Genomic DNA, 12,860 nt, shown 5'->3' with positions numbered 1-12,860 from the left:
AGTTCAAAAAAGGTGAATTAACACCACCCTTCCATGGTAATAAACAACGCAGCTAGCATCTTCCTGTATACGTTCCCAATATTGGTAGTGGCTCTATTCAGTAATTTTAAGCTCTCAAAACGCAATTTTCCGGCAACAACACTTTCCCTACTGGTAGTATTCATTATCCTATCTTTAAGAGACGGAATAGGATTCGACTACATTCAATACAAAAACAACTTCTATTCCTCTATCCACCCAAGAGAACCAATTTCCAGGTTTCTATTTCAACTGTCACTACTTACTGGGCATCATCAAACGCTCTTCATACTACACGCTCTATTAACAACCTCCCTAATAGCACTAGCAAGTCGTCACTCCAAGAACTGTTTCACCGTAATTGGCTTCATTTGCCTACCATGGTTCTTTCCCGAATCCTTCTCGATAATCAGACAGACCACCGCAGTGGGCTTCTGTTTCTGTGCCTATCATTTCGTAACGACTAAGGAATGGAGATTCTGGGTTTTCTCTCTAGCAGCAACCCTAACCCACTACAGCTCAATACCGTTTGTACTTTTTTTAGCAGCACTTTGGATCTCCCCCCGGAAGTACCAACTCATCCCAACGCTCATTTTAATTTCATTAATACCAGTATCCGAACTTCTTATCGCAATAGCAACATCTCACGTCCCACTAATTTCATTCTACGACGGAAAGCACGAATACGGCTACAAGTCTTTATTAACGACAATACTCCTCCTCATAATCTCCCTAAACAAAAGAGAAAACAAACTCCACTATTACGTTATAGTAGCCGGAATCGCAATAAACTACATGACTATCAGTTTCGACGCAGTATTAGGTCGTATGTCATTCTACTTCTACATTGCATTCTGCTTCCTAACATGGAACAGAACATTCCTAGTCATGAAGAACAGTGAAAAGACAGCATTCATCATCCTAATCATACTTTACCTAGCATCTTTATACACAAAATCCAATCTCGATCAAGGATCCATGATCCCATACCGAATACTTTCGTACTAAAATGCTAACAACCCTAATATACCCACGCAAAAACGGTCACTTCAAAAACTACATATCTATAATAGAAAGCCACCACAATAAAAGAACAGCATCTCAACTCGTCAACAAAAGTAAACTCTCACAAGCTTTGTTCTCAATCTCAAAGGCAGGAACAAGCGAAAAAAGCAACTATATCTTCCTACACGCAGAATCGCACTGGTTCGCTGCAATCCTGCTAAGACTATTCGGTCATACAAACAAGATAAGCTTACTTTTTTATTATGGTCTTCTAAACAGCCCCAGCACAACAAGAAGACTACTCGTAAAAGCTCTCCTTGAGATATTAAACATACTAGACATCGAACCCCTTTCTCTCGAGAACCCAACAGAAGACTTAGTTAAAATAGACGCGAACAACACTAAAATGATATTCGACCCAATTCTGCTGAGCCCACCTGAGACAATCCCACCCCACCGCCCATCCGCCTCAAAGTTCCTGATTGCCGGCTATATTGACAATCGTAAATCAATAGTAGAGTCAATAAACGGAATACACAACTATTCAAAAGCACACAATATCAAATCACATCTTACGATACTCGGCCAACAAGACAAGAGAACCCAAAGACAAATTGCACAAAAGTCTGAACCGAACTCAAACCCAACAATCAAATCCGTCAACGAACGCTTCTCAGACGAACAACTCCACCAGGAACTCACTAAGACGGATATAGTTTTAGCCATTTACAAGAACCATGCAGGTTCCTCTTCAATGGTTATAAATGCAATACTTCACAACAAACCAGTTCTTTTCATAGCCGAGAACACCCTTCAAATCTTTTCAAAAACGCTAGGGATCAGTCAACTACCCAAACACCCAACCGAGGAAGAAATAGCTCGAGCACTCAATAGTCTGGCACGCTCAACCAAAGAACAATACACACAGACACATCGATCTAGTTTTTTAGCTAAGAGAACCCCCGAAGCCTTTTGCAGAGGACTGACAGGACACCAACCTCCAATAAAACAGGAAATATATTAGGGTAAAAGTGAAAACTGTCGTAGTAGCAAACCACCCATACCACCTATCCGCCGTAAACAAGCAGAGGTGGCAATACAACAAGCTGATTTACTTTGGAAACGAAAATGACACCCACAGCATTTCTCCGACTATAGAGAAACACTGTTTGCCGCTTTTCGAACCCCTCCCAATAAGAGGAAAGCTCTTACTCAAAGTAAAATTTCTAAAATTGCTGCAACAAATCGCTCAAGAACCAAATAATGAGTTCATCTTCTTCGGCTGCCAAGACCTACTCTCTTGGAAACTACTGCTATCGATCGATGCCAACTCAGCAACAATAGTACCAGACAACATTGAGTTCTACCTACGGCCTGAAAGCATTAGCCAAATCCCAACACTCAACAGATCAAGACCCAAGCTACGATCAACAATAAAGTCGATTCTCTACGGCGTCCCACCCTCAAGCAACGAGATCGCAGAATTCAGCGGACGTTTCATATATTCATTAAGAGGACGTCACACGACAGCGCCGATCTTCATACAAGAATTTTCTCACCGAAAAAATAACTGCAGCACATCCGATTGCACATATATTTCACAACCTTACTACATCGACTACAACATAGACTGCAAGTTCTGGACAGAAACTATCTGCAAATCCCTTAAACGCTACAACTGCACCAAGATTAGGTTCCACCCACGAGATAGCCCTGAATACAGAGAAAACATTAGAAGAAACGGCATAGAGGAAAGCAAACAAGATAGCGACAATCTAATTGGCCTATTTTCTACTCACCTATTCCAATGCGCATCATCTGGCCTCAACGTCACATCCTTCATGAACGATGTAATCCACCTATTTCCGAAAGACTACCAATGCTTCGTAACATGGTTCGCATCTACCCTAAACATCGATCTGAACAATTCTAACACCTGGACGGTCAACGCAGCGAAATTCAGGCACTTCGATAAATCCATTCAAACTTCTTCGCATCATCAGCCAGTCAAAATTAATACCATCTCGCAGAAAGCTATATAAGATACTGTCACGCTACGCAGCGTACCTTAGCCGCTTCCTGACAGCCGGCATCAACTTCACAGCAACAATAGCCATTGCATATTTCTTCTCGAAGTACTCGGAAGAGATTTTCTTCAACCACCTCATTTTCACCGCATGCATCGGTTGGTGCTCTTTCAGTTACAGACAAAACCTCCACATAAAACTGCAAGACCAACCTCCCAAGGATTCTGACTCAAGAACAAGCTACATATCTTCCAGTATATTAATCACAATAGCGATCTCTTTGTGTATTCCACTAATATTTAGCACTAAGAAAATCACCCCTTCAAACACATCCATTTTTCTTTACGTCATAGCCGCACACTCACTCGCAATTTCATATAGCAGACTGTGGGCAATCAAAAAACTGCACTTAAGCTACCTGACCGACCTAGCACCATTGACCTGTGCTCTAATAGCAACAGTTATTGCTATAAACCTCGATCTAGACATTACCCTAACGTGGACAATTTTGCTATTTTCAACAGCCGCCCTGATACACCTTTACACATCGAAACAACATAAAGGAGTCATCATCCTCAAAAAAGACACCATATGGGCATGGCTCAACTCTCAGTGCATCATATTAATATCATACGTCGAAATATTTTTCGCAAAAGAACTGCTAAGATTAGAACAAATCACTAGCTTCAGAATATTCCTGGCAATCAATACTGCCCTCGTCCTCATCGCAACAGTCTTCAGACAAAAGGCCATCAGCGATGGCCAAACAGGCTTCAAGATAAACAAAAAAAACCTACTACTCATTGCCGCTTCGCTCACACTGTACGCACTATCACTAGCAAGCATCATTTTCAACACATCCCCTAATCACATCACATCAGGATTATGTTTTATAACATCTTGCATAATCCAAATCCGCATTTCCTTTGCAATGTACGACATATATAGCAAAGGAAAATCCAAACTAGGTTTCCTAGCCGCCATCACCACACTTGCTTACGCGGCATACATAGCAACTACGACCGATATAAGCTCCTACTTATCATTGATATCAATAAAGATAAACATTATAAATTTTAATATATTAATCACGACACTAATAATCACACTAGAAAGGCACAGAAACCAAAATGGGATCAGTTAGAAAAATACTCCACAAATCGACCTTACCAGACAGAGAAAAGCATCATTCAAGACTATTCATCGATCTCGCAGAGAATATCCATATTCATCATCGGGAATTTCGAACTGTATTTTCACTGGATGAATACTTTGAGTACGCAGACATAATTAAAAGCTCTACCGAAGATGTTAGAAGTTTTCTGGAGCAAAACCCCAGCTACCAAGAGCACAAGTACCCAACAACAATAATGATTGCTGGGGGAAAGGAACGCCAACTCAAGTTCCTTGAAAATTCGCCAACCCCAAACAAGAGCGAATACTTCAGCAACGAATTCACAATCGAACTACAAGACGTCTTCGTCACAGACGAAGTCCACATCCATTATCGTGACTTCAGAATTGCACTTGATCGAGTTCGATTCAAACAAATGGCGAAAGGATTCGCAGAATCACTTACAGAACTTGAGAATTTCGAAAAGACTCAGTCTTACGATCGTGAACACCACCCAGATAGGCTCATAGAAGACTTCAACACCAACAAGTCAGTAAGCAACTATGAGGCGAAAACGATGGGAGTAACGCCGACCCGCATATCGCAAATCACATCACCTTGGCTCGAAGGAAAAGGACCGAAATGGCAAGCAAATCGCGATTCAATAAACTCCATCACTGCTTCAATCAAAGAGGGAATAAAGTCACCTCCTATCATATTGAGCACTGAAAATGACGGCAGTCACTACATCATCGACGGACATCATAGATTCGAAGCACACAAGCAACTTAAGCTAAACACAATTGACGCAATCGTAACCGACATCACATTCAAAGAGTCAGAGAAAATCCGAAAAGCAGAGCATCTACTCAAGGAATTTGATATAGAGACCAATTTTAAGTACTCCCTATGCTCTTTTATGAAATCCTACCTTGGGTTCAGATTAAATCGCTTCTACACGTCGGCATTCAAACGAAAAATGAAACGCCAGACATGGTGGTGGAGGACCTTGCGATGGATAAAAATACGCCTCTTCGGCAAGGGGTTCGTTTTCAAGACCTTCAACGAAAGCCACAATCACCACAACTGACACAAGCTCGAACTCAACGAACAGTAAAAGCAGACAATACATAAATAAACAAGCCAACCGACTGACATACAAATACAGCAATCAGTTTGAATCGCTTAGAATTAGATCATTTGACAACATCAACAATAGACATCACCTACGTCTGCCTCCCATTAAGCAGCAATGACGGACGATCCATATACGACAAGCGTCTAACGGAAGCACTGAATGAGCTCGGTATTCGTGTCAATACACTGGAACTGGCGCACCCATGCCGTAGATTTATTCCAATCTGGGGTAAGAAGTGGCAAAAGATGCAGGTAGAGTATGTAAAAAAAACAAGCCAAAAGAGTAAATTCACGATTGTATCCCACGAGCTGCTGGCGGATTTTTCGCGAACCCTAAAGCCAGATCTCTTTATCATACATAATCTGTTTTCACACTTTTCCTTCAAAAGCAGACCAGATATTCAGCTTTTCTACAGGTGCGGGTCCTCCCACCTGTTTAACAGCGTAGCGGCATCATCTCAAAGACTCCTCTTTTTAAGCGAGAGAGAAAGAGCGATTGCGAGTGAAACCTGGCCGGACCTACCCATATACGCAAGCCCCCCAGGTATCCCCCAAAAAGAGAACCTTCCGCTGAATTACAATGCGACTTCCATCAAAACACTTGGATCGAACGATTGGCTACCCAAGCGAGCTTCAAAGCTAAGTCGTTCAGATCACAAATACCTAAAAAACGCGAAGCTGGAAGTAATCTCCGACAACTTTGGCAATCCATCTCCAGCAATCATCGAAGACAAATTCCTGTCTGGTTTTAAGTTGAAACTGATGGAACACCTTTACAACGGGGACACTATTGCCTCCTTTTCCGACCTTTCCAGCGAGATAGACTGGATCAATCCGCACTATTCAAGATTTAAACACGTGAATTCCATCAATGAAGCTATCTCGTTTTTCAACAAAACAGAAGCCTCCATCGGAGCGACAAACGAAGACAGAATCACAAAAAGCAGACTAGATCTAACTTCCAGATTTGCTTGGAAAGAAGTAGCAAGAAATATCGCTTCAAAGCTCGATCACTAATCGAACAGGCACGCTTAAGCATGCATCCAATACTTCTCAGCCAAAAAAACAGTAACCCAACTTCCGAAAGTGCTCTTTTCAATCATAACCGCAGCAAAAAACAGCGAGAAGACGATACACAAGACCATCGAGTCTGTTAAGAATCAAAGAAATGTTAGAGTAGAACACATCGTCAAAGATGCGATTTCCGACGACAACACGATTAAAATCGCAAAATCTTACAATCCAGATGTTAAAGTAATTTCCAAATGCGATCGTGGCGTGTACGACGGAATGAACCAAGGGTTCGAACACGCAACTGGCGACATCGTAGCATTCCTGAACTCGGATGACCAATATGCCCATTGCGACATTTTGTCGGAGATCGAAAAGGAATTCTCCAACTCCAACTGCGACTTAGTCTACGGTAATATAAAGATCATCAACAGCAACGGGAGGATTATTCGGCACTGGAAGACTGGCAATGTTGATGCTTCAAATTTCAAGTCCAAGCAGATCCCGCACCCAGCCTTATTCATACGCCGAAGCACTCTCGAAAAACTAAAACCCACGTTCGATCCAAACCTTAAAATCTCCTCAGATCTAAAGCAACAACTCCTACTATTCAACAATCTCCGAGTCCAAGGAGCCTACTACCCACATACAACAACACTCATGCTTCACGGCGGAGAAAGCACTAACAGTATGAACGCATACATTACCGGTTGGATCGAATCCAGAAAATCATATAACGATGTTTTCAAAAACGGAGGAACGATATTTGTAATCAAAAAGGTCCTCCGCAAGACCCTTCAATTCAGTAGAAAATAGAATAACATGCAAATATCACTAATCGGGGGAAGCGGGTTCATTGGTTCACGACTTGCAAAAGCAATTCATGCAAAAGCAAACACGATAAAAATACTAGATACTAGGCAAAGCCTTAATTATCCAAATAGCTGGCAACCATGCGACGTTCGCGACTTCGAAGAGCTTTCTGCTAATATAGACAGAGAAAGCACAATAGTCAATTTAGCAGCTGAACACAGAGATGACGTAACACCTAGATCACTATACGATGAGGTGAATGTCGACGGGGCACGTAACATATGCGAAGTCGCCCGTAGAAAAGACTGCAAAAAAATTATATTTACCAGTTCCGTCGCCGTCTATGGTTTCGCACCTAAGGGAACTGATGAAAACGGGGCAATCAACCCATTTAACGACTATGGCCGTACGAAATGGGAAGCGGAGAAGTTATTTCGCGAATGGCAAGAGGAGGCTCCGAACAAGAGGACGCTCGTGATAATACGACCCACAGTCGTTTTTGGAGAAAACAATAGAGGCAACGTATATAACCTACTGAAGCAAATCGCATCCGGGAAGTTCGCAATGATAGGCAACGGCCACAACCAAAAATCGATGGCCTATGTAGAAAACGTTGCAGCCTTCATCCGACACTCGCTATCGTTCACCCCTGGCATCCATACTTACAATTACGTCGACAAACCCGACTTCTCTATGAACGAGCTCCTCGCTAACGTTCACAACGCTCTCGGCTTGCCTGAAAAAGCAAAATTCCGACTGCCCTATGCACTTGGAATCCTCGCTGGATACTGCTTCGATATACTAGCAAAAGTCACCGGCAAGAAACTTCCCATCAGCTCGATACGGGTCAAAAAATTCTGCTCTGACACTCTCTTTGATACATCAATCGAAAAGACGGGATTCAAAGCTCCCGTGAGCTTGGGAGAAGGACTGAAGAGAACAATCGAACACGAGTTTAAGTCGTAAAATCGCAAATTCCAACCGCCCAGCGACCTCAATAGCCACGGGTTTGGCAGAAGGGGTCAAACATCAAAAGTCAATCGCGCACCTCTAGCGAATGGTAGTTCCTTGAAAACCAAACCTAACTGCGCAGCGCCTATGAGGCAAAGCCGACCTGACACTCAACTCTCAAGAATCGTCAAGTCGGCTCTGGCCGAATAGGTCCCGCTTCGCGGCATCAGGCTAACCCGAAGACAATACCCACCCTTTTTCACCGCTACCCATTTGCGTAGATTCGCGTCTTTTCACAGCCCCCACCAAGACCACAAGAAGAACCAAAAAAACTTTGCAGCCTCCGCGTATTCCGCGGTTAGTTCCTCCCCGAATTCACGCATGAACAGATCCCTTTTCCTGACCCCTTTGATCGTATCAACTGCGATCGCCTCCCCACGCATCGAGTCGGACTCGATCACGACTCGCCACGACATGCAGCTGCTTCGCGATGCTGGAGCGATCGAAAGTGCGGTATTAACCTGGCCATGGCCAATGGGGCGAAACGCCTTTGGCGAATCCCAACTCGACGAGAGAACCTACCAAGACGGTCAAAACAGGCTGCTCAGCATCTACAGATCCGAAAGCGAGTTAGGCTACCGTCCGACCGAAACGTCTCTCTCGATCGCTTCAGACAAACTCCCTTTTCGTTCTTTCGGCCACCAACCACGAGAGCAGTTCGAAGCATCCATCTCACAAGCATGGCTCAGCGAATGGTTCGCTGGAAATATTTCAATAGCCTACGCCGACAACCCACTCGACGGTGACGATCTACGCTTTGACGGCTCCTATCTGGCCGTCGCCCTTGGTAACTGGTCACTCGCCCTCGATCAGGTCGACCGCTGGTGGGGCCCCGGCTGGGATGGCTCACTGATCCTTTCCAACAATGCCCGCCCGGCACCCGCCGTGTCCTTGACCCGCATTTCCCCTGACGCCTGGAAAACCAAATGGCTCAACTGGATCGGCCCGTGGACCTTCACCACCTTCATGGGACAACTCGACAATGAAGAGCCATTACGAGAACGTCCAAATCCAGACGCTGGAAAAGAAGGCGAACCAGAGACCATTCTTATTCCTTGGGGTTCTGACGCCTTGCTCTTTGGCATGCGAATCGACTTCACCCCCTTTGGATGGAAGAACTTGGACATCGGTCTGAGCCGGACTGCGCAATGGGCAGGCGAAGGACGCCCCAAGGACTGGAGCACCTTCAAAAAGCTGCTCCTTGGGGAAGACAATGCCGTCAACGGCATCAACAGTGAAAACGAGCCGGGCAACCAACTGGCAGGAGTCGATTATCGACTTCGAATTCCAGGCTTCAAGATCGCTCAGTACGCTCAACTGATTGGGGAAGACGAGGATGGCTTCTTGCCAGATGCTAATATGCTACTTGCTGGCATCGAAGCTTGGGGCGAGCTTGAATCACAAAACGCTACCTGGAGGGCTTATTTCGAATGGGCCGATACCCGTGCCGGCTACTTGCGGCGTGACCCCGAATCCCACCCCAATCGCGATTTTAACACAGCCTATAACCACCATATCTACAAGTCCGGCTACCGCCGCAAAGGTAAAGCCATCGGGCATGCGATGGACGGTGACGGCATCATGCGCTCCATCGGCGGCTTCATCGTGAAAGAGAATGGAGATCTCTGGGGAGCAAAATACCGCAACTATTCGCTCAATCGAGATGGAGCAGGTCCAAACTCCGTCACCATCGCCCCCAAAGAGGGGCAATCACTAGAACTCTTCTTCGAGCTAGATTTCTCAGACTCGCCAATCCTTAACTTTCAATTTTCTAACCTCCGGACATCAGGAGGCATCCACTACATCGACGAAGACAACCTCGCCACAGGAGAAAACGAAAGCGACTTCGGAGGGCACCTAACTGTCATCACTTCGTTTTGATTTTAACCGCCCGCTACGCTCAAGTACGCTAAGAACGCAGAGGCTACCAACGCAGCCCGCATATCCCTATCTCCAGACACGAGATACAGCGATACAACTCACGCCTGAAACATCACTCCGCGACCCCAGCACCTATAGTCCGCCGGAGCCATGCGTAGGAGGATCCGCGGTTAGAGCACGCCCTAATCGAGTGGATCCGACTCAAGCGGTGGACGGTCACGGACTTTACCAAGGATCTCTCGAAATGCCTTATCGCTACCACGGTCCGCACGCTCCTGCAGATATTCGAGCGTTAGCACTGCAGACAGTTTCTCGGACGCAGCAGAACTGATGAATTGGTTCAACGAGATTCCGTCGCGCTTAGCGACCTCCTTCAGCTTTCGATGCAATGACTCTGGCAACCTGATTGTTATAGCGCTCATCGTTTTTCTTTCTCCTTTAGATATTCGCCAGGGCTAAGAACTTTGATCCCGAATTTTTCGCAGCCGGAAAAGTCCTTCGTGTTGTGAGTTAAGATAGCGTCGGCCCCGAAGGCGACAGCTGCTTCAAGGACTAAATCGTCCTTAGGATCCTTCAGAACAGGTCTCCATAGGAAAAAGACATCCAAGAGCGTCGCCCTACTGCAAATAAAGTCCAGAATCGCTTCTGCCTCTTCGTTCGTAAAATCATCCGACAAGGGCGGCCGACGCAGCACATCCGAATACTCTTCGTAAAGGCCAACGGATAAGCCCACACTCAAGACAAGATCTGCAATGTCTTGCAGCACGAGATAAGACGCCCCCTTTGACGAGTACAACCCAGCATAGAGTACGTTCGAATCCAGAACCACCAGCATGGTATCATATATGCAACCAGACCATACCCAAAGTCAACGATGAATAGGGCATGATTCGGTCATGGTCTGGCGTCGGTCTCTCCAAAACAAGCCAGAGCAAGACTAGGTCGACCGTTGGTGGGGCAGGCTCGGATGGCTCTCTGATCCTGTCAAAAAAACAGCCCCCCGATTCCAATTGCTCCAAATCCCCTCCCCCCAAAAAACTTCCGCCGCGACCTCAGTGCTCTCGCTGGTTAATACAATCCTGCCGAAACCTCAGTTCAGAAAGCAAGATTTAGAGTTAACCGCCGCCATTGCTTCCGTCTTCACGATATTACGCCGAGACAAGCGAGTACGCCAAGATCGCAGAGGTAGTACCACAGAGCAAAGATCAACAATACTACGCCTAGCATCATCTCCCATAAACCTCCCGTCGCATCGCGGCACGTACTTGGGCACAGGCCAACCTGACAACCACCCAAACTCCGCATCCTTAGCACCCTCCTTGTCACGCCGTATTGAAAAGGAGGCGGACTTGTCTCGGCGTAGCCAATGGCGAAGACAGATGCGGTTCAAAAACACAATGCAATCAATACCTCAGCGGTTGGACAAAATCCACTAAGGAGCGATCCCCATAGCCCGAGCTCGGTCCAGGATCGCTTTTACCCTCTTGCGGTAGGCACGCTGTCTTTCGGCAGCCTTTTCGCGTTTCAATTCCAAGGACACCCTCGGCCGGCCTGGACGAGGAATGAAAACATTGTCAGGAACGGCAAACAGCCCTCGCTTGCTGAAGTTGATTGGAGCCGCTTTTTCTAAATAGGTCTGATCGGGGCCAGAATACCAAGGCTTATTCGAGCTACGTTGCCCCCGTTGGCACCAGGTAGGCGATGGAATATCCGCATTAAGCGAAAGCCATTCCGCATAAGCGGCAAGGTAAGCATCCGCCACATCGCCGTCGACAAACCGCCCAGCGAGCAAGGGCGGCGCTTCCTCAATGCTCTCAGCAAGCTGCTTGCGACTGGAAAAACGACGCGACACTTCATGCTGCCAATCACGCAGATTGTAACCGAAATCCTCAAGCGATTCGGACCAAACCGCGACATCATTCAAGGTTTGGGGGCGGCCTAGGGCTGTCAACGCTCGCTCACCCATCGTTACCGGCCTCCTCAATCAAACCTTCGAGAGTCTTCCGCTTGCTCTCCGAAATGACTTCGTCAGGAAAGAACAGGTCGATCCTTTCCTGTATTTCATCGACGGCTTGGATACCGATTTTGCGGATCAGAAAGACAAGATCCTCATGGTCGCCACGATACCCAGGCAGCGGATCCCTGCAAGCCAGCGCCTTCATCGCAAGCAGAGAATTCGCGGTAGCCACATGCACATTCAGCCCAGGGATCGAAAGCTCAAGTTTCCGGCGCCCTGCTTTCGGATTTGGCCCAAGAAACTGGGTAACATCGGAATTTAGCCAGTCCTCGTGCAAAGAGAGGATCTTCGCAACTCGTGCGACTAGCTTAACTCCAATTTCGCTCGGATTGAGGGTCGCGTCTACATCCTTGGTCGCGTTCCTAGACTCATACGCGAGCAACATCGCCGATCCTCCGTAAACAGCAGATATCCAGATCAATACCCTCAACAAGGGCCAGCTTGCCGAGCTCCTCGAGAGCAGAGACTAGCATTTCACGATCCAGATATTTCATAATAAAACATAACGTTATGTTTAATATAGGAACGATCAATCACTTTCTCAGACCTAACGCATTGCCTCCTCGTCGCTTTCGTACATTCACACCTCCCCAAAACTTGAAGAGCATTCCCCTCACGTCGCATCGCGTCACGTACTTGGCCACAGGCCTACCTGACAACTACCCAAAACTCCGCGTTCTTAGCGATCTTAGCGGTTCAAACAGCACAACTCGACTCGCTTCGCTCAATCCGTAATTAGTAATCAGTAATCCAACCCGCTCAAAACCTTAGCGTCATTTCGCGGTTAAAAAACACCCCCCTTGTCACGCCGTATTGAAAAGGAGGC

The 12,860-nt window shown here is 46.2% G+C and carries 11 protein-coding genes; 7 read left to right on the top strand and 4 right to left on the bottom strand.

Annotation, left to right across the window (positions count from 1 at the left end):
* The first annotated feature begins 33 nt into the window (after window positions 1–33).
* From JIN87_RS02315 to JIN87_RS02285, 7 genes are all read left to right on the top strand, one after another.
* On the top strand, window positions 34–1,026 hold the full coding sequence (locus JIN87_RS02315) for an EpsG family protein (RefSeq protein ID WP_200353899.1): 993 nt from the start codon (window positions 34–36) through the stop codon (window positions 1,024–1,026).
* Between the two features lies 1 nt (window position 1,027).
* Window positions 1,028–2,047 (top strand): hypothetical protein, encoded by a 1,020-nt coding sequence (locus JIN87_RS02310; RefSeq protein ID WP_200353898.1) that lies wholly within the window; start codon window positions 1,028–1,030, stop codon window positions 2,045–2,047.
* Between the two features lie 2,133 nt (window positions 2,048–4,180).
* On the top strand, window positions 4,181–5,254 hold the full coding sequence (locus JIN87_RS02305) for a ParB/RepB/Spo0J family partition protein (protein WP_200353897.1): 1,074 nt from the start codon (window positions 4,181–4,183) through the stop codon (window positions 5,252–5,254).
* A gap of 110 nt (window positions 5,255–5,364) precedes the next feature.
* On the top strand, window positions 5,365–6,318 hold the full coding sequence (locus tag JIN87_RS02300; RefSeq protein ID WP_200353896.1) for a hypothetical protein: 954 nt from the start codon (window positions 5,365–5,367) through the stop codon (window positions 6,316–6,318).
* A gap of 69 nt (window positions 6,319–6,387) precedes the next feature.
* Window positions 6,388–7,128 carry a glycosyltransferase family 2 protein gene (locus JIN87_RS02295; RefSeq protein WP_200353895.1) on the top strand — a complete coding sequence of 247 codons (741 nt, stop codon included), beginning with the start codon at window positions 6,388–6,390 and terminating at the stop codon, window positions 7,126–7,128.
* A 6-nt stretch (window positions 7,129–7,134) separates the two neighbouring features.
* Window positions 7,135–8,091 carry an NAD-dependent epimerase/dehydratase family protein gene (locus JIN87_RS02290; RefSeq protein WP_200353894.1) on the top strand — a complete coding sequence of 319 codons (957 nt, stop codon included), beginning with the start codon at window positions 7,135–7,137 and terminating at the stop codon, window positions 8,089–8,091.
* Between the two features lie 366 nt (window positions 8,092–8,457).
* Window positions 8,458–10,017, top strand: a complete 1,560-nt coding sequence (locus tag JIN87_RS02285; protein ID WP_200353893.1) for a capsule assembly Wzi family protein — start codon at window positions 8,458–8,460, stop codon at window positions 10,015–10,017.
* 182 nt (window positions 10,018–10,199) lie between these two features.
* Here JIN87_RS02285 and JIN87_RS02280 read toward each other — a convergent pair whose 3' ends face one another.
* From JIN87_RS02280 to JIN87_RS02265, 4 genes are all read right to left on the bottom strand, one after another.
* Window positions 10,200–10,439, bottom strand: a complete 240-nt coding sequence (locus tag JIN87_RS02280; protein WP_200353892.1) for a toxin-antitoxin system HicB family antitoxin — start codon at window positions 10,437–10,439, stop codon at window positions 10,200–10,202.
* Entirely contained in the window at window positions 10,436–10,852 is a 417-nt protein-coding gene (locus JIN87_RS02275; RefSeq protein ID WP_200353891.1) for a putative toxin-antitoxin system toxin component, PIN family, read from the bottom strand. Before JIN87_RS02275 ends, JIN87_RS02280 begins: the two co-directional genes overlap by 4 nt.
* Before the next feature lie 597 nt (window positions 10,853–11,449).
* Window positions 11,450–11,983, bottom strand: a complete 534-nt coding sequence (locus JIN87_RS02270) for a hypothetical protein (RefSeq protein WP_200353890.1) — start codon at window positions 11,981–11,983, stop codon at window positions 11,450–11,452.
* Entirely contained in the window at window positions 11,976–12,419 is a 444-nt protein-coding gene (locus JIN87_RS02265) for a hypothetical protein (protein WP_200353889.1), read from the bottom strand. Before JIN87_RS02265 ends, JIN87_RS02270 begins: the two co-directional genes overlap by 8 nt.
* Window positions 12,420–12,860: the final 441 nt, after the last annotated feature.

It is taken from the genome of Pelagicoccus mobilis, assembly GCF_016595505.1.
Taxonomy (GTDB): Bacteria; Verrucomicrobiota; Verrucomicrobiia; order Opitutales; family Opitutaceae; genus Pelagicoccus; species Pelagicoccus mobilis.
Note: the sequence above shows the minus strand (reverse complement) of the source record. Positions and strands in the feature narration are given on the sequence as shown.